This is a genomic window from Paenibacillus sp. 79R4, from assembly GCF_013393165.1.
In the GTDB taxonomy this organism is placed as follows: Bacteria; Bacillota; Bacilli; order Paenibacillales; family Paenibacillaceae; genus Fontibacillus.
In genome coordinates this window covers 229,651-247,586 of sequence record NZ_QJOT01000001.1, presented here as the reverse complement: position 1 = coordinate 247,586, position 17,936 = coordinate 229,651, and the positions used below count along the sequence as shown (strand labels likewise).

Annotated in this window: 15 protein-coding genes and 1 riboswitch; of the genes, 2 read left to right on the top strand and 13 right to left on the bottom strand. The window is 46.2% G+C overall.

From position 1 onward, the window contains the following. The first annotated feature begins 14 nt into the window (after positions 1–14). Complete coding sequence (locus DMN77_RS01070; RefSeq protein ID WP_179013151.1) at positions 15–878, top strand: MBL fold metallo-hydrolase; 864 nt, start codon at positions 15–17, stop codon at positions 876–878. Between the two features lie 209 nt (positions 879–1,087). On the opposite strand, the gene DMN77_RS01065 is transcribed toward DMN77_RS01070, so the two are convergent. The 3 genes from DMN77_RS01065 to DMN77_RS01055 form a co-directional block, all read right to left on the bottom strand. Next, on the bottom strand, positions 1,088–1,684 hold the full coding sequence (locus tag DMN77_RS01065; RefSeq protein ID WP_229520914.1) for a DUF1349 domain-containing protein: 597 nt from the start codon (positions 1,682–1,684) through the stop codon (positions 1,088–1,090). Between the two features lie 102 nt (positions 1,685–1,786). Next, positions 1,787–2,005, bottom strand: a complete 219-nt coding sequence (locus DMN77_RS01060) for a hypothetical protein (RefSeq protein WP_068779332.1) — start codon at positions 2,003–2,005, stop codon at positions 1,787–1,789. Between the two features lie 167 nt (positions 2,006–2,172). Beyond that, complete coding sequence (locus DMN77_RS01055; RefSeq protein WP_179013149.1) at positions 2,173–3,021, bottom strand: sigma-70 family RNA polymerase sigma factor; 849 nt, start codon at positions 3,019–3,021, stop codon at positions 2,173–2,175. 299 nt (positions 3,022–3,320) lie between these two features. On the opposite strand from DMN77_RS01055, the gene DMN77_RS01050 reads away from it, so the two are divergent. Then, positions 3,321–3,968: an FMN-dependent NADH-azoreductase gene (locus tag DMN77_RS01050; protein WP_179013148.1), complete on the top strand. Its 648-nt coding sequence runs from the start codon at positions 3,321–3,323 to the stop codon at positions 3,966–3,968. 119 nt (positions 3,969–4,087) lie between these two features. Here DMN77_RS01050 and DMN77_RS01045 read toward each other — a convergent pair whose 3' ends face one another. From DMN77_RS01045 to DMN77_RS01000, 10 genes are all read right to left on the bottom strand, one after another. Further along, the gene (locus DMN77_RS01045) at positions 4,088–5,479 is read right to left on the bottom strand and encodes an alanine/glycine:cation symporter family protein (RefSeq protein WP_068779329.1); all 1,392 of its coding nucleotides are present in this window, start codon (positions 5,477–5,479) and stop codon (positions 4,088–4,090) included. 173 nt (positions 5,480–5,652) lie between these two features. Then, a riboswitch (glycine riboswitch) is annotated at positions 5,653–5,773 on the bottom strand. A gap of 256 nt (positions 5,774–6,029) precedes the next feature. Beyond that, positions 6,030–7,547 carry an ABC transporter substrate-binding protein gene (locus DMN77_RS01040; protein ID WP_179013147.1) on the bottom strand — a complete coding sequence of 506 codons (1,518 nt, stop codon included), beginning with the start codon at positions 7,545–7,547 and terminating at the stop codon, positions 6,030–6,032. A 66-nt stretch (positions 7,548–7,613) separates the two neighbouring features. Then, the gene (locus DMN77_RS01035) at positions 7,614–8,498 is read right to left on the bottom strand and encodes a carbohydrate ABC transporter permease (RefSeq protein ID WP_256872180.1); all 885 of its coding nucleotides are present in this window, start codon (positions 8,496–8,498) and stop codon (positions 7,614–7,616) included. An 18-nt stretch (positions 8,499–8,516) separates the two neighbouring features. Beyond that, positions 8,517–9,452 (bottom strand): ABC transporter permease, encoded by a 936-nt coding sequence (locus DMN77_RS01030; protein WP_179013145.1) that lies wholly within the window; start codon positions 9,450–9,452, stop codon positions 8,517–8,519. Positions 9,453–9,719: 267 nt separating this feature from the next. After that, positions 9,720–10,361: a TetR/AcrR family transcriptional regulator gene (locus DMN77_RS01025; protein ID WP_179013144.1), complete on the bottom strand. Its 642-nt coding sequence runs from the start codon at positions 10,359–10,361 to the stop codon at positions 9,720–9,722. Positions 10,362–10,434: 73 nt separating this feature from the next. Beyond that, positions 10,435–11,241, bottom strand: a complete 807-nt coding sequence (locus DMN77_RS01020) for a tyrosine-protein phosphatase (RefSeq protein ID WP_179013142.1) — start codon at positions 11,239–11,241, stop codon at positions 10,435–10,437. A gap of 248 nt (positions 11,242–11,489) precedes the next feature. Continuing rightward, positions 11,490–12,140: a beta-phosphoglucomutase gene (gene pgmB / locus DMN77_RS01015; RefSeq protein ID WP_179013141.1), complete on the bottom strand. Its 651-nt coding sequence runs from the start codon at positions 12,138–12,140 to the stop codon at positions 11,490–11,492. Next, positions 12,134–13,792: a glycoside hydrolase family 3 protein gene (locus DMN77_RS01010; RefSeq protein WP_179013139.1), complete on the bottom strand. Its 1,659-nt coding sequence runs from the start codon at positions 13,790–13,792 to the stop codon at positions 12,134–12,136. Before DMN77_RS01010 ends, pgmB begins: the two co-directional genes overlap by 7 nt. Before the next feature lie 8 nt (positions 13,793–13,800). Next, a complete protein-coding gene (locus DMN77_RS01005; RefSeq protein ID WP_179013138.1) occupies positions 13,801–15,162 on the bottom strand; it encodes an MFS transporter in 1,362 nt (453 codons plus the stop codon). A gap of 232 nt (positions 15,163–15,394) precedes the next feature. Further along, positions 15,395–17,884 carry a GH39 family glycosyl hydrolase gene (locus DMN77_RS01000; RefSeq protein WP_179013136.1) on the bottom strand — a complete coding sequence of 830 codons (2,490 nt, stop codon included), beginning with the start codon at positions 17,882–17,884 and terminating at the stop codon, positions 15,395–15,397. Between the last annotated feature and the right edge of the window lie 52 nt (positions 17,885–17,936).

The window sequence follows — 17,936 nt, the reverse complement described above, 5'->3', positions numbered from 1 at the left end:
AGGGGAAATGCAGCATGAAATTTTACGGTACGAGCGCGGCTGAAGGAATTCCGAATCCGTTCTGCTCCTGTCCGGTATGCGACAATGCCCGGCGAACGGGCGGCTTAGAGGTCCGGCGCCGCTCGATGTTCCGGCTTGATGAGCAGGTATGCATCGATCTGAGCGCGGATTCCTTTCAGCAAGCGATCGAATACGGGGACTTTACCAAACTTAAGCATGTGCTAGTCACACATACCCATGAAGACCATTTGAATTATATGATGATGAATGTGCGCAATATGGCCATCGAACGCCAGGATGAACCGCTGCACTACTACTTCACCGATAAAGCCTATGAGATCGTCGATTTCTACCGACAGAGCCGTCCGATCATCAAAGGGATGACGGCGGAACTGGAGAACCGCGGCATTATCGCTTTCCATAAGCTCGAATTCAATAAGCCGTCAGAGATCGCCAACATGACCGTAACACCGCTCCGCGGCAACCATATCGGCAACATGGGCGAGAACTGTGCCAACTACCTGCTGCAAATGGCCGATGGGAAGAAATACTATTACGGTCTCGATTCAGGCTGGTATTTACCGGATACGTTCAAGGCGTTGGAAGGCGCCGCGCTTGAGGTGCTGATCAGCGAATGCACCTTTGGCCTGACCGAAGGGCGCGGGCTCCATCCGGACGGGCATCTAGACGCATTCAGCTGTATGGAGCTGTTCCGCAAATTGCTGGAGCAAGGAACGATTCATACCGGCACCCGCATTTACCTGACCCATATTAATCACTACACCTCCACGCATGCCGAGCTGACGGAGTGGTTCGCCAAGCAGGATTTCCCGTGTGAAATTACGGTGGCCTGGGACGGGATGGAGATTGCCAAATAGCCGATGGGTCGGCAATGAACCCATGAACCCATGAACCCGCTAAAACATATCAGATCAACGGCGCAACTGTTATATGAACGCCCTCATAGCGGCGACAGCAGCATAATGAATTAGAGAAACCTGTAAATCTGTATCCTTTTATCTTAAAAGAGCCATAATTAGCAAAAAGCCTGCAAATCTGCAGGCTTTTTCGATCTTCCGGGTATACACTATTTTCCCGCTCTAATGCTCTCCATCGTTACCTGCTCAAGATGAATATCCGAAAAGTCACTTAACAGACCCTCACCAGTTGGCGATTGAGAGACCAGTCCAACTTTGAGTGTGTTCGAGGCTTTCAAGCTGAACACTCTGACCATTTGATAATGAGAGCCGTCCACAGAGTAGTGCATAGAGAAGGCATCGCCCTTCCGGCCGATTTGCAGCCAGACGCTCTTATCGGTCAGGTTCTGGCCGTTGGCATCGTCAGATACTCCATCGGTAACGACACTAACTACCGCATATGTATTGAGATCCGTATATTCGTAACATAGCTTGGCCCAACGATCCTCGCGCTCACTATCCATAATAAATAAAGCAGCTCCGTCGAAGGTAGATATAAAGTCATGTCTTACTTTGGCGCGAAGCACGAAATCCCCTCGCACATTGGCATATAAGAAAGGCGCATTGTTCTTAACATCGCCACTCTCAGGATTGATGAAATAATCGGTCGTCCCTGGAGCCGAGATTTGCAGCAAGTCACCATTCATTTCAAACGGAGATTCGTTCAACCAATGATTAAAAATATGCAAGGCCATCTCTCCCAACATGAAGTTTGCTCCCATTATAGCTTATATTTAAGCTGGCTAACAAATGCTTCCATGGAAATGGTAGGAACTAGCCTCGTCTTGCTCTCCATTCTCGATTTATAATCAGTCGTCCAGAGGAAGACTCTCAACCGCTGTAAAGAACACATCAAACATATCCATATCGAATTTGGCTTTGACGTACTCGGAGACCTTGTCCAACTCCTCTAAACTGCTATATTCCAGGCATGGGCGACCTTCACTCCACAACACTCTGCATTGAAATAATTGAACTACCTGCTCAATGATATAGTCTTGATCTGCTGCTCCGCGATGAAGTATCAATGATCTGACGCTCCCTTCCTATGTGACTTTTCTCATTAGACTATCACCTCCTATTATTCAAAATTTAAGCTATTTTTTCCGATGACATTTATCACAACTTATAATTTACAGAATGACTTTAGTTATCGACATTATTCGAAATCCACCTTTGTGGAGTAGATGGTCGTTTATTCCCCCAAAATCTTTAAATCAAGCTGCTCAAGGTGTGTTGAGTTGGAAATCAAGTCTACCTCGGCGATTTTCCCATCTTTTATTGTAAACTGAATCACATAAAGTAACTTCCCGCCTGGGGCTGCAATCGCCCCAATTCTCCCATTCACAAGGGCTACCTGGGCAGCTTTGGCACGCCCTGCTACCTTGTTGGCTAATTCAAACGCTCCCCGCGTTTCGGTTCGGACGCCTGTCTCACGATCATCTCGAAGAACCACATCCGGATCTAGCATCGCTACTAGCGAATTGAAATCTCCCGCGTATGCCGCAGCTAGAAAAGCGTCAACGAGTTTGCGCTGCCGATCCAAATCAGCTTGAGAATTGTGCTCATTTCCCCTCGCCTTTTGACGCGCCCGGCTCGCAAGCTTTCTAGTGGCGAGTTCGGATTTTCCGACAATGGGTGCAATATCGCTGAATGGCATGGTAAAGACATCATGCAGCACAAAAGCCACCCGTTCTGATGGATTTAGTTTATCTAACACAACAAGTAGGGCAAGTCCGACTAATTCAGCCATCAGTGCTTCTTGTTCAGGATTGTATCGATCTTCAGAGTCAGCCAAGGTTTCAGGCAAAGACTCCTCCATAAATTGCTCACGCCTGGCTTTTCTTGAACGCAGCATGTCAAGACAAATCCGCGATGTGACTGTAGTCAGCCATCCTCCTAAATTCTCAATCTCGCTTCGATCGGAACGATGAAGACGCAACCACGTTTCCTGTACGGCATCCTCCGCTTCTGTCAATGAACCGAGCATGCGGTAGGCCATGGCCTGCAGTTGTTCTCGGTACGATTCGAATTGCTCTTCCATACGACTGAATTCCCTTCATCTCAATGTCTTCTAAAACCAATTTATCATTAAAATTGATTCTTAATATATTGACGAATGAAGTTCAGCGAACGTGACAAATTTCAAAAATCCGTGTTGGTCACACCCTCTCCATTCAACGCGTCATTATAGTGAAAGGCCGAATTAAAGGCTTCCAACAAAAAAAGGAGTGTTTTCTATGCAGTCCAGAATGAGAAACCCAACTCGCCAAATAGTAGACGTTTTACCCCGGAGTAAATAGGCAGTCATCACTTATCAAAATAGGGAGGTTTTACTTTATTATGGAAACAGTACTTTATATAACAGCTCACCCGCGCGACGATACGCAATCCTATTCCCTGACAGTAGGAAAAGAATTTATACAAGCTTACCGTTTAACCCACCCCCAGGATGAGGTGGTGCATCTCGATTTGTATAGAATGAATATTCCGCAACTGGACGCTGATATTTTGAATGGGTGGGACAAGCTTAAAGGTGGTATATCTTTCGAACAATTAACGCTTGCGGAGCAAACGAAAATCGGACGTATCAATGAGCTTGCCGATCAATTTGCAACTGCCGATAAGTATATTTTTGTCAATCCTATATGGAATTACTCCTATCCCCCGGTAATGAAGGCCTATCTTGACACTATCTGTATCACGGGCAAGACATTCAAGTATCATCCGGATGGGAGCAGGACCGGTTTGCTTGGCGATAAAAAGGCCGTTCACATTCAAGCCAGCGGAAGCGTATTGTCACCCGGATCCGACACGAGCAACGAAGGCTTTGAAATGGGGCACCGCCACCTGAAAGTGATTATGGATTTTGTGGGACTAACTGATTTTCAAAGCATCTTTGTGGAAGGGACAGCCGAGCAACCTAAACAAGCGTCGCAGTTAAAAGAAAAAGCAATCCAACAAGCGCACCAAATAGCGGAAAACTTCTAGATCAAGAAATTCATAAAAATAGGGGGAGCTGTAAAAACAGCTTCCCCTATCCTTTATTGGCCCACTTCTCCTAATAGAAGTGCTCAATAATTCACATCAGACGCGATGCTTCCACGGCCTTATTCATCCTCCCCCAAGACCGACTGCATAGCCGCCTTTGGGGCTGTACGCGCTGAACGCTTCTGTTCCTTCATATGCTGCAAATAGCGGCGGGTTTCTGCCACCACAACCCCGGATAAGCCTAATAGAGCAATCAAATTCGGCAGCGCCATCAGCCCGTTCACAATATCAGCTAGCAGCCAGATCGCCTCCAGCTTGATAAATGCGCCAAAAGCAATCAAAAGAATAAACACAACGCGGTAAGGCAAAATCGACTTCACGCCAAACAAGTAGGTAATACAGCGCTCGCCGTAATAATTCCAGCCGAGGATGGTCGTGAATGCAAACAAAATCAGGCATAACGTAAGAATAACCGAACCATAAGGAATCGCCGCGTCAAAGGCGGCCTGAGTAACCATCGCTCCCCGCTCTGCGCCTTGCCATACCCCTGTAACAATCAAGGTTAATCCCGTCAGGCTGCAAATAATAATCGTATCAAAGAAGGTCCCTGTCATCGATACTAGCCCTTGCTCCGCCGGCCACTTGGTCTTGGCCGCCGCCGCCGCAATCGGTGCGCTTCCGAGGCCCGATTCATTGGAGAATACTCCGCGCGCCACACCGTTACGAATCGCCATCATCACCGTGGCCCCGAGGAAACCTCCGCCTGCCGCTGCTGGCTGGAATGCACTTTCGAAGACCAGCGCCACCGCATGCGGGATTTGATCTGCAAACGTAAACAATACAACGAGCGCAGCAACAATATAAAGAATAGCCATCAAAGGTACAACCTTCGTGGAGACCTTGGATATGCTCTTAATCCCGCCAAGGGTAACCAAAGCGGTTAACACCGTCATAATCGCCGCTGTCACGATGGCCGGAACACCCCAGCTCGACTGCGTTGACGATACGATCGCATTCACCTGCGGGAACGTCCCGATGCCGAAGAGTGCAACCAGCACCCCACTTATAGCAAAAAATACAGCAAGCGGCTTGAACTTGCTCCCCAGGCCCCGCTCAATATAATACATCGGTCCGCCAGAGACCTGGCCCTTATCATCCATCGTCCGGTACTTTACAGCTAATAAGCCTTCGGCATACTTCGTCGCCATCCCGAAAAATGCGGCCATCCACATCCAGAACAACGCTCCGGGACCCCCGACCTGAATGGCGGTAGCCACCCCGACGATATTCCCTGTGCCGACCGTTGCAGCCAGCGCCGTCGCCAATGCGCCGAAACTCGACACGTCTCCTTCGCCTTCGTTCTTGGCCTTGAATACCAGCCTTAAAGCGAGCGGCAGCCGAATGACCTGCAGCAGCCCAAGCCGACAGGTTAACCATATCCCTGTTCCGACCAATAAGATGAGCAAGGGCGCTCCCCACACCCATTGATTAATCTGCTCTAATACTTGCATGGATCTCCCCCCTCATGATGTTGCATTCTCCAAGAGTATACATAAAAAAGAGCCAAATCCGAAGATTTGACCCTGGGGACACATTGCAGGTTGTCGGTACGTCAACCTGCAATGTGTGAAAGTATGCACATATTGGTTGAAGTTATATACCACATATAAATTCCGATACCGATCCCGCAATCCCTGTCCTTTTACCTGAGAGTTTTAAACGCGGCGGTTCATTGGATTACCTTGCCTGCGCGCGTATTGCCCCTTCGGTGCTCCGTTTAACGGAGTCTCTCCAGAGTCCTGTCCATTTACGGTCCTGCCTGTGATGGGTGTTCCCATCCCTATAGCGCCTGAGAGTTTAATGCCCCTTCGGCCAAGCCCGATGCTTATCTCCCGTAAACTTCATCCAGTGTGTATGCAATTAGACGCTAATCATTATAGATTCTCTTGAGTGATTTGACAAGGAGGTTCGCAATATTGACGTTAATTCCCATAATTAAAGAAGATGCCCCCATTTAGGAAGCGATCTTCTTATACTGGCCTAAATGATATCGGTATGAACTCATTTCCGGGTTTTCAGCCATTCATCCAGCTGTCTCTGCTTCTCGCTAACAATGATATCACTTCCCGCTGCCTTCATTTTTTCGATAAATTTCGGCAAATTTTCTGCCGGATCAAGGGTTCCTGTCTCCAGACCTACGCGGAATTCCGATAATACGTTGTTTACAGCAGCCATTTCGTTCTTCACCTTGCTAACGTCGAAGCTGAAGCCCAACGCTTTGGATTTCTTCGCATTGTTATTAAATTCATCCATCTTGCTCCAAATATCCGGATCTTCTTCCTTCCAGGTATAGGACAGGAATTGATTGCCGAACATATACGGCGTGCCAAAGTTATAACCCAGGTGCTGAATATCCATGCCTTGAGGATAATCGATGACATGATCGGAAACCTTCACGTAATGCTTCCCTTCAATCCCCCAAGTGAACAGATTGTACAGCTCTTTGTCTGTATACAGTAAATTTAACAGTTTCATAGAGCTTACAGGATCTTGAGAGTTTTTAGGAATTGACCACATCATCCCTGTGATCGAGTCCGTCGTCGAGTATGCGTCTGTTAACCGTACAGCTATCATTTCCTTGCCGCTTTTTCTCGATGCCTCGACTTCTGTGCCTGGCTTAAGATTGGAGAAATAAGCGAAGGCCTTTCCTGCCTTGACCATCTCCCGACCATCGTATTTGCCTGTACCTGCATCCTTCAGCATAAATCCCTGTTGATACCAACGGCGAAGTACATTCAACTCATCGGCGTATTCTTTAGTTTCAAAGAAGTTAACTACTTTAAGGTCATTGTCATAATGCGGAAGCACACCAACGCCTCCACTCAGCGGATCATAAGTAATATAACCGGCATCAAACGGCGCGGTTCCAGGATTTTTTGCGACCAAAGGTACCAGGTTATCTTCCTTATCTTTGATCGTTTGGAATACAGCGTCCAAATCATCCAGCGATTGAATTGTGGCAGGTTCGATCTGATACTTGTCCAACAAATCCTTGCGCATCAGGATTCCGTAATCTGAAGCCAAGTCCCGTACAGTCGTTACTGCGTAAATCTCGCCATTGATTTGCGAGGCTGTGAGAAAAGCAGGATCTAGCGCCTGTTTGATGCCTTGACCATATTTATCGAGCAGGTCATTCAGTGGATTCAACTGTCCCTTAGCTACAAGGGTGCTGTAACCGAAGCCCGAGGACGTAAACATCAGATCCATCTTCTCATTTCCTGCCATCATTAGATTGATCTGTTGCTGCCAGTTGCCAAGTGCAATCGGCAGCAGTTTGACGGTTGCATGGATCTTTTCCTTCGTAATCTTGTTCATGGCTTCTTGTACTTCCAGCATATCCTTCTGTTCACTTCCGAAGAAGGCCACCGTTATTTCATAAGGCGCAGAGCTGCTGTCGTCTGATGGACTGCCTTCCGCCGCTTCTTTCTTGGAACCACATCCAGCTAATATGACGGATACAGCGATGACCAATGATAATAGAGCTGGCCACGTTCTTTTTGCTTGCGTGTTATCTCTCATCCTTGAAGCCTCCCAATGAATGTTTTTTGATTTATTTTGCTAACCAGTCCAAGACTGAACATAGCCTTATCCTTTGACTGCACCTACAGTGAGCCCTTTAACGAAGTACTTTTGAAAAAATGGATACGCCGCCAGGATGGGAACTACCCCGATAACTGCCATCGCCATACGAACGGTTTCCATCGGGGCATAGGTCGTAACATCCGCCTGACTTCCAAAGTTACTGCTTGCCAGGAACTGAATATCGAGTAAAATCCGATTGAGCAGGTTCTGTAAGCTGAATAATCTGCTGTCCGTAATATAGATCATTCCGTTGAACCAATCATTCCAGTAATTGATGGTCTGAAACAAGCCCACTGTTGCCAGAATCGGGAGCGATAGCGGCAATACGATTTTGATAAAGGTTCCAAAGTCGCCGGCCCCGTCGATTTTCGCAGATTCAATGACAGGTTCCGGAATAGAAGTGGCAAAGAAAGTACGCATCAGCATGACGTAGAAGGCATTCAGCAGCAATCCTGGTACAATAAGCGCCCAAATCGAATTCTTCATATCAAACAGCTGAGTATATACCAGATACGTAGGAACCAATCCGCCATTAAACAGCATTGTGAAGAAGACGAAGAAGGCCCAATAATTTCTGCCGGGCAAATGCTTGCGGGATAACGGATAAGCCAGCAAAGCAATAAGGATCAGCCCAATCAGCGTTCCGACCAGCGTAATAATTAAGGTGACGCCGATGGACTGCGTAATTTTCTCCGCATCATGCAGCAAGTAAGAGTAGGCCGCGAAGCTGATCTTCTGCGGGAACAAGGCATACCCGTTCCGATAGATTTCCTGTTCATCTGTAATCGATGAAGTGAACAACAACATGAAAGGTAGAATGCAAGCCATAGAGACGATGACCAGAATAATGTGAATGCTTGATTGCCATATCCAATTTTTGAGTTTCAATTTATTCGCTCCTTTAGCTTAGAACAGGGCATTGTCCCGACTTAATTTCTTAACGACATAGTTAGAAATGAACACCAGCAGGAAGCCAACCAAAGATTGGTACAGTCCAGCAGCCGAGGACATTCCGATATCCCCTGTCGTCATAAGCGCACGATACACGTACGTATCAATGACATTGGTCGTTGATTGCAGCGCCCCTGTATTCAGAGGTACCTGATAAAACAATCCGAAGTCGGAATAGAAAATCCGTCCGATCTGTAGCAGTGTCATTATCGTAACTACAGGCATTATCAGCGGAAAAGTAATACCTCTGATTTGTCTCCATTTCCCTGCCCCATCGATGGTTGCCGCCTCATAGTATTCCTGGTCGATGCCGATAATGGCTGCCAGATAGATTACGCATAAATAGCCGCTGCTCTTCCAGGTATGCACGAACGTCAAAATGTAAGGCCAATATTTCGCCTCGCTGTACCAGGAAATCTCGGAAAGCCCCAGCATTGGCAGAATGCTCTTGTTCAGCAGCCCGTTATCCATACTCAGAATAGCGAATACCAAATATCCGATAATGACCATGGAGATTAGATAGGGTAGCAGGATGACGCTTTGATAGAAACGTGACAAAAAACGCCGCTTCACCTCATTCAGTAAAATGGCCAGGCCAACTGCGATAAACAAATTGAGAATAATAAAAACGCCGTTATAAAGAATCGTGTTTCTCGTAATGACGAAGGCATCTGATGTCTTGAAGAGATATTCAAAATTTTTAAATCCGATCCAGTCACTTCCCAAAATACCTTTGCTATAGTTGAAATCCTTAAATGCGATAACGACCCCAAACATAGGCAAGTAATTATTGATAATTAAATACATGATCCCCGGCAGCATCATCAGAAGCAGTACGCCGGATTTCCCCGGTCTCTTCCGCTTCCTTTTGCCTGTAATTGATTGTGTCATGAGCCATACCTCTTCCTAAGTCAAGTTGTGACCAAAGAATACCCCCTATTTATTGGCAGTACACTTTGGTTTACCAGCAGTAAACACCTTTAGTATAAAATCGATCTGTCAGTGTCCCATTAAAACTGGGTAAACGAACTGTTAAAATTCAAACTGCACCGTTGAAGTGGATAAAGGGGCATATGCAGCAATAAAAAAGACGCCTCCTTCTTATAGAAGAAAACGTCTTTTTTCCGGTGGACAGGATATGATATACCTCATTTCTGTTTATGCTTTCACAAAGGCAAGGATCATATCAGCCATATTTTTCAGCACAATAGCGGGGTCTACATCCTGGTCCAAATGCAACAGCTTTCCGCGCAGCATCATCCGCTGCTGAGTTGCGTTCACAATATTGCTGATCGTATAACCTACCGCTTTGACATCCAGATCCCTTCGCATCGATCCGTCAGCCGTGCCCTCCTTGATTAGCGATAAAAAAGGGTGTGGCACGCTCCGCAAAAACGAGCGGAATTTCCTTTCCAATTCCGGTGTCGGATACTCTTCCTGATACAGCGTATCGAACATAGCAATAAATCGAATGATGTCCGTATTCTCTTTAGAAATTTGGATCAGTTCTTCAAGCAGTGATTGCAGCTTCTCATATCCGTTACCCCCCTGATGGGCGGTTATAGTCACCTTTTCCCCCCAGGTTCTCAATAAATCGATTTGCACCTCAAAAATAATCTCCTCCAGGGAGCGAAAATACTTATATAACGTTACTTTGCTGATGCCGCACTCCTCGACGATATCCTTAAGTGTGACAGAGGATAGCCCGTGAGCAATAAATAACCTCCTTGCTGTCTGAATAATATCCATTCGCCGGTTATTTCTGTGCTGCTCCAGCTGTTCTCTCCATTTGGGTTCCATCCGTTTCCTCCCGTAAGCCTGCTTTGATATTCAATAATGGCCCTCGACCCTGGCCCTCCCCCTCTTTCCTGCTCTATTGCAGGCTGTTGGATTTAAGGAGCTCCCGCTTCGCCTCAGTCAAACCGAACTCCTCCGCAAAATAGATATCATAGGTTCCATAATTGTCTTTAATGGTTCTGAAGACTGTCTCCATAAGTTCTTCCTTAACGTCAAGCATATGATTAAAATTGTTCAATATCGCAGCATCCGCATACTCCGAAATCTGCCCCAACAGCCTTTGATTGAAGTCCTTCATCGTCTCGTTAGTTAGAAGATAGTCTTCCATCACCGTCTGCTCTGATACACCAAGCGCAAGCAATATAAGCGCCGCCCCGACTCCCGTTCTATCCTTGCCTGCAGTGCAATGATGCAGTATTCCTAAATGGTCAGGTACCTGAATAATTTCCATCAAGCGTTTGTACGAAGCATTGTTTAGCGGCAGCTTCCTATACAGATCCCGCATATATTCGTCAGCACGGAAGGTTTTGAAGAAGTCATTTTGAGCCAGGCCTTCAAGGAAGTGCCCTTGCTGCTCTCCGCCTTCAGGCGCGAATGACAGATTCATTCGACTAGGCTGCTCCTCTGCAATCGCAGGCTGTCGCTCATAGATGGCATTTGGGATAGTGGGGTCCGGCTTATGCTGTGCTTCTTGATGGCCGCGATAATCGAATATTGTTCTAATATTTAAACTATTCAGCATCTCTATGTCTTTGGGAGACAATCCTGTCAATTCATCGGAACGATAAAACAAACCATATTTCACTTTGCGACCCTCTATTGTCTCATAACCACCCATATCTCGAAAATTGTGCGCGCCTTCCAATGTAATTACTCGTTGCATATTCGTCACCTCATCCTTAATTTTAGGTGATGATCTAATTCACCTATACGCTTGTCATGATTTATTTATCAAGAGTAAATATAAATTTACTATGAATTAACACCTTCAGTGTACAAACGAAATGTTAACGTTTCATCAGAATTATGTAAAACGCAGATAAATTTGAATCTAACGCATGATCAAGTTATAAAAAAAGAAGATAACCCCGATCAAGGAAGTTATCTTCTCATTCTGCTTCTGCTATGAATTTATCCCAAATCTTGCAAACGCAGCCCCAACAGGCTTTCTACCACATAGTTCGCATGAGATAGAACGGCTCGATCGCCTACACCGATGGAGTGCATCCCCGCCCTATTGATCGCTTCCACTCCGGCTGCGGCATCCTCGATGCCCATACAGCTGTCGGGAGAGAGCTGCAGCAGGTGAGCCGCTGTCAGGAAGATTTCGGGGTCCGGCTTTCCGCGGCCGATTTCCCCCGGATCAACCATAATATCGAAATCATGACTAAGTCCTAATCTATCCAATATGAACGGAGCATTGTGGCTGGCTGAGGCCAAGCCTGTTCGAATCCCAGCTTGCCTCAACTCCTGCAGGAGGGCCTCCACCCCTGGAAGTATGTCGCTGGGCGTAATTGAATCGATTAATCGCAAATAGTATCCGTTCTTTCGCGCGGCCAGCTCTATTTTCTCATTCGCGGTATTAGAACCTGCCCTGCCCCCTGATTCCAGTATCTTCTCCAGGGATTCTATACGGGAAATCCCCTTCAACTGCTCATTAAGCTCCTTATTTACCGGGATTCCCAATTCCTCGCCGAGCTGCTTCCAGGCCAGAAAATGAAATTCCGCCGTATCTGTGATCACTCCGTCCAGATCGAATATAACACCTTTAATGTTCAACATCTCGTATCAAACCTTCCACAGAAAGCATCGACCGGGCTAACTCCTTTGAACTCGCTCTCGCCAACTAGCTTCTGAACGACTAACTCTATATTCCTGGCGTTATTGCTATAGGCATTAATATAAGTCGGAATCCGCGGCGCATCGTACAGATGGTATGGATTGCCGAACGAGATCATAATCACCGGAAGATCCTTTACGAACCAAGGCATATATTGCCCCGCGGGCATGCCCCACTCAATTCGGTTCGAAGTCTGATTGCTCTTGACCTGATAATCGCAAGCGTAAATCACCAGATCATATTTGGCTTTCAAATCCGCTACTTTACCGAAGATAAGGCTAAGATCCATCCTTCCGGTATCGTACAAGGTAACTTGGAAGCCCTTCATTTCAAGCTCCCTGGCTAAAATATCACCGCTCTTGTCCTCATTTCCAAGCGGGATCAACAGTATTCTGGGATAGGCTTCCGCATGAATCGGTAGAGTTCCATCGTTGTCCTTCACCAATGTAATGGATTGATCGAAGACCTGATCCACTAGTTGTGTAGATGGCGGCAGCTCAGTTTCAGCAACTTGCTTCGAATTTATGCTCTCCTTCATGCCCAGAATACGCACTAATGCTTCATTTAATCGTTCATTCGAAATTACACCGCGCATGACCGCCTGCAGAACGGCTGAATAGTCCTCCTCCAGATCCATCGTGAACAGCAGCATGTCACAGCCAGCATTGATCGAATGAACCACCGTCTCTTGCCTTGTCGCGAAGCTATTAAATCCGCACATCCCTGAAGCATCTGTAATGATTAAGCCGTTAAAACCCAAGCGCTCCCGCAATAGGCCGTTTAGTAAATGCGTGGATAATGTCGCAGGCAGTAGCTTCTGATCCTTTATACCAGGCTGAACCATTCTCTCATAAGCGGGGAGTAGGATATGACCGGCCATAACGCAAGGCATCCCCTGGTCTATAAGCTCCTTGTAGACCGCTCCATAGCTCTCCTCCCACTCCTTGAAGGAGAGGCTATTTACAGAAGCGAGGACATGATGATCGCGATCATCCACGCCGTCGCCGGGGAAATGCTTGATCACAGGCAGGATGCCGTGATCCATGAAGCCTTTGGCAAAGTTTGCTGCCATCTCCTTCACATGCCCTGCTTCTTCCCCGAATGCGCGTGTTCCGGTTATTGGATTTAAGCAATGATAGTTAAGGTCCACTACAGGAGCGAAAGCCATATTTGCACCAAGGGCATAGCTTTGCTTCCCGATATCGCTGGCAGCAAGGTTAACGAGCTGCGGGTCATTTGCCGCAGAGAGCTGCATCAGGCTCCCATAGCTGACTCCGCCTTCTATCAGACCGTTTACCCCATTCTCCAGATTCGCGGAAATGAACGGGGCAATCCGGCTGTTGGCCTTAATCAGATCAATGATCTCCGTGGCTTTCACCTGCGGGGTCGGCCGCAGCATCATTCCGCCAGGCTGTATATTTTTCACCATTTGCAGCACACTTTCATCGCTCATGAACTGCCCATAATAGGGCAGAAAGAATAATTGCCCTACCTTATCCTGCAAAGACATTTGATCAATCTGATCCGCCACCTTCTTCCGCTGCTCTTCGGACAGACTGTAAGGTTTCTCTCTCAAAATATCTGTATTAATCATTATCTCTCTCACGCTCCTGCATTCTGCTTTCTGCTCTCTAAGTCAGCCAAAATTTCGTTATACATCTTGGAGTTCATCTTATATCCCATATATACCAGAGCTCCTAAAATACAACCGATGGTAGGCACCCACACCATGACTTGATGAAGGGCGTTTAAGGTCTGCGCACTTTGCTCGGCACCCGATACATAACCGATACCCGAAAGTACCCAGCCAGCGATTGCTGCCGAGAGACCCGTCGCCAGCTTGGAACTGATCGTATTGGTAGAGAAAATAATGCTCTCCATGCGGATACCTGTCTTCCACTCCCCATACTCAACTGCTGAAGCTACCATGTTCGTAATAATCAAGGAATAGATCCCCATCGCCGCATTTGAGAGACCATCCAGCAGGATATAGAAGGCAGAAACATCCGTGCTGACGATATAAGCAAAGGACAGTAGGGTGTGGACAATGATAAAGGATAACATCACTTTCTTATCGCCAAATTTCTTGATCAGCTTCGGCGCGAACACCACCAGCAAGAGCGTAATCGGTAGTGAGATCATCGAAGCATACGAGCCTAGAATATCGTTGCCCAGGGTATATTTATAAAAATAAATCGCTATGCTTCCTTTAAGTGTAATCGGGATATAAATGCACAGTTTACCTAAAATAACGGATATTAATGGTGTATTGGCAAGCAGTGACTTGATCATATCCTTGCCCTTTACTTGTGGAACCTCTGCTCTCGCAGCAACCTCCTGCAAATTTTGATTCATAAAAGTCAAAGCTTGTGCGAGCAAGAGACCTAACGCTGTAAAGATTACACCGAGAAGGATGCTGATTAGGAAGAAGCCTTTGGAGTAATCGTTATTGCCTAACAATTTGACTAACGGCATTTGGGCCATGCCAAGACCAAACGCAGCGATCATAATCATGAATTTAGTCGTTGTTAGCAGCTTTATTCTCTTATCTTCTTCCTTCGTAATCGAAGGAACCATTGACCAATATGAAATATCGAAAAAGGCATATGCCGTCCAGAACAGGATCGTAATAACATAGATATATACCAGATGGGCACCATGAGGTAAGGATGGATTAAAGAACAATGCCACGAACAATAAGCTGATAAGTGGCGGAACTATCGTAATATACGGCCTGTATTTCCCCCATCTTGTATTTGTCTTCTCAATAATGACAGCAATAATGGGGTCTGCAATTAATCCATAAATCCTGACCACCAATAAAAGCGTTCCAATTGTTGCAGCAGAGAAACCGGCAGCCTCAGTGAAGTAGAAGAGAAAACCTGTAGACATCAGTGCATATACCAAGTTCTGACCCAGGCCACCCAGCGCGAATCGTCTGTTTACTTTTTTGAAATCCAGCATAATGTAACCCCTTTCTTTTTATAGTTAAATCTTAGTTTTTTCGGTGGCACCGTGCTAACCGGTTTTTGACCTAACACTTGTCGATTATTGTCGCCGCCCATCTTTTCGGGGCAAAACCTACGTATTATTGCACAAACACTTCCTGATTTTTATTGGTCCTGCCAATCATAAAGAAACGCATGCCCAGTTCCCCAAAGTCAGGAAATCAGGCATGCGCGTTAAGCCATGGCTATTATATTGTCTTTTCCAGCTTAAGAAATACAATTTCGTGAGGCTCGAGACTAAGCTCGAACACGAAGTCCCCCTGAATTCTCTCCTTCTGAATCGTCATTCGCGGAACGGAAATACTCTTTAAGTAATTCACATACTCGGCAGTCATCTCGGCTCCGCCGGAATCGACCCATGCGTCATAAGCGGAGCCATGAGTCCGGTTCACTTGCTGCTTCGTGATCGTATAAGAACCGTACATATTCTGCAATGTAAGCTTAAGGCGCTTATCGGCTTCCTCCGCAAATACGCCATACCTATTTTTCAACGATATATGTGAGGTGTTAAAGCTCTTATACAACTCATCGTATTCCTGATAATTATGGATCAGGATTTGATAGTTATCCTCATCATCTTTCGTTACAATCAATTGTTCATCGCGGTAGACAAGCGTAGCGCCTAACTGATTCAGATAAGCTATCGCATAATAGCCAGGCTTCCGGATGCCTTCAACCGTCATTAACCCGAATCCTCCATGGAAAGTGTCTAGGGATAACAGATGCTCGTCAAAAATATCCGATAATGTCCAGAATCCCATCACATCAACATAACCCACCGAGTTAATTACATTCTTAACGATAAAAGAAGCCATGAACACCGTATCATGCAGCAGATCTTGCGGATCGGAGGAAGAATTCCATTCCGTAATAATCGTTCTTCCCTGATTTACATTAGGTGCTGCGTGAATGAGCTGATGTACCTCCTTCACAGTTGATACGATATAACTGGAGTCAGCATAAGAGTACAATCCCTTTCGATTTGCCGTCCATAAGTTGAAGTAGGTTGCCTCCAGGTTCCATTCGATCGGGTAAATATGGTAAGTAAAGCTATCGAGGATTATGTCATTCTCCTCCATAAACTTCAGGGCTTTACTCGTCCACTCGGTATTCACAACGGACCAGCTTGTACCGCTGAATCCGCTCACCTTCAATTTGCTGTCTATCTTTTTAATGGCCTGATAGGTCTTCTTGAAGAAATGCAAATACTCGTCCTGCGTCCCATGCCAATAAAATCCTTCAAGGTCAGGCTCATTCCAGATTTCAAAATCCCATGTTCGGATAACCGCCAAGCCATAACGATTAATAAGATGGCGGATGAATTGCCCGACAAGCCGGGTCCAATTATGGATTTCCTTCGGTTGAGACGTATTCGCCTCCCAACGATACATCGTCTGCTTTCCACTCGCCAGATCATTGGGCATGAAGCCCAGTTCAATAAAAGGAATGATCCGATGCTCGGTAAAGAAGTCAAAAATTCTATCGATATATTTGAAATTATAGGCCTTCACGCCATTCTCATCATGGTAGACCATTAAGTCGTCCGAAAAAATACCATGGAATCTAACACGGTTTAATCCGGCTTCCTTACATGCCTGGGCCAGCTGACTTTGCATGTCGGCATCCAGCAATTCTTTCGCTCTGCCGACGCCGATCATTCGGCTAATCGAGGAATCATACGGTGCCAGGCTTCCGGACATATCGATGATTCTCTCCTCGTAGCTGGAGGAATGGAAGGATTCATTCGCAAACCGGCTCTCTTCATGCTCCGGACTAAATAATTCAGTCAGTGAATCCTCTTTCATCAGATTGATATAATTGTACAGGGAGTGCGTGATATCCTCTTCCTTAATCGCCAGCCCCTGTTTATTCTGGCTCCGATACTGATTGGGCGCCATGCCAAAATGCTTCTTGAACCTGTCATTAAATGAGCTGATCGAATTAAAGCCTCTGGAAAAAATAATATCGCTAATCTTCCGGTCAGTAATCACCAGATCAGAGCAGACAAGCTGCAGCCGATACTCAAAAATATAGGTCATCATATTGATGCCAAAGCTCTTCTTAAACAGCTTCGACAGATAAGCCGGGCTCATATTGAACTCCCTCGCGGTATCTTCCAGCGTCAGCGGCTCAGCAATATTATTGTTGATATACAAGAGAATATCCGTAATCTTTCTATCCAGGGAGAGAGCGCCCTCGGGCTCCTGCTTCTCTCGTGAAAAGCGCTGCTCAATCAAATTTAATATTTCAAGGATCTTCACCTTGCGAAGAATAGGTGTATTCCTCTTCTTCTTAATGTCCAGGAGCGCTAACTCGGATAAATATCTCTTCATAAGAGCAATGTCATTCGCTGTCGTCTGATGAGCCATTCCGAAGGTTAACGAATCGAAGCATTCCATCTCGCTGCGCAGAAAATCTTCACGAATTTGCAGAGCACAGACGATATTTTGAGTGGTCAGCGACTGAATGGAGTGACGGTAACAGCTATTCACAATAGCGACCTCCCCTTCGCTGAGCATCATCTCCTGCTTCTCTACCTCCAGCTTGATCGAGCCTTTGATGACAAAAATAATCTCTATAAAATCATGCCAGTGATAGGGGACCACCCTCACCTGGTGAATGAGTAATCTATAAGGAACCGTGTAGTTCTGCGGTAACACAATACTTTCATATTGCAAATATATCCCTCCTGATCAGCGGGTTCACCTTCCGTCATTTTCTCTACTATCG

Excerpts from the sequence above, each read along its gene's own strand:
- DMN77_RS01070 (WP_179013151.1), top strand. The coding sequence starts at position 15 with ATGAAATTTTACGGTACGAGCGCGGCTGAAGGAATTCCGAATCCGTTC.
- DMN77_RS01065 (WP_229520914.1), bottom strand. The coding sequence starts at position 1,684 with ATGTTGGGAGAGATGGCCTTGCATATTTTTAATCATTGGTTGAACGAA.
- DMN77_RS01055 (WP_179013149.1), bottom strand. The coding sequence starts at position 3,021 with ATGGAAGAGCAATTCGAATCGTACCGAGAACAACTGCAGGCCATGGCC.
- DMN77_RS01050 (WP_179013148.1), top strand. The coding sequence starts at position 3,321 with ATGGAAACAGTACTTTATATAACAGCTCACCCGCGCGACGATACGCAA.
- DMN77_RS01045 (WP_068779329.1), bottom strand. The coding sequence starts at position 5,479 with ATGCAAGTATTAGAGCAGATTAATCAATGGGTGTGGGGAGCGCCCTTG.
- DMN77_RS01040 (WP_179013147.1), bottom strand. The coding sequence starts at position 7,547 with ATGAGAGATAACACGCAAGCAAAAAGAACGTGGCCAGCTCTATTATCA.
- DMN77_RS01030 (WP_179013145.1), bottom strand. The coding sequence starts at position 9,452 with ATGACACAATCAATTACAGGCAAAAGGAAGCGGAAGAGACCGGGGAAA.
- DMN77_RS01025 (WP_179013144.1), bottom strand. The coding sequence starts at position 10,361 with ATGGAACCCAAATGGAGAGAACAGCTGGAGCAGCACAGAAATAACCGG.
- DMN77_RS01020 (WP_179013142.1), bottom strand. The coding sequence starts at position 11,241 with ATGCAACGAGTAATTACATTGGAAGGCGCGCACAATTTTCGAGATATG.
- pgmB (WP_179013141.1), bottom strand. The coding sequence starts at position 12,140 with ATGTTGAACATTAAAGGTGTTATATTCGATCTGGACGGAGTGATCACA.
- DMN77_RS01010 (WP_179013139.1), bottom strand. The coding sequence starts at position 13,792 with ATGATTAATACAGATATTTTGAGAGAGAAACCTTACAGTCTGTCCGAA.
- DMN77_RS01005 (WP_179013138.1), bottom strand. The coding sequence starts at position 15,162 with ATGCTGGATTTCAAAAAAGTAAACAGACGATTCGCGCTGGGTGGCCTG.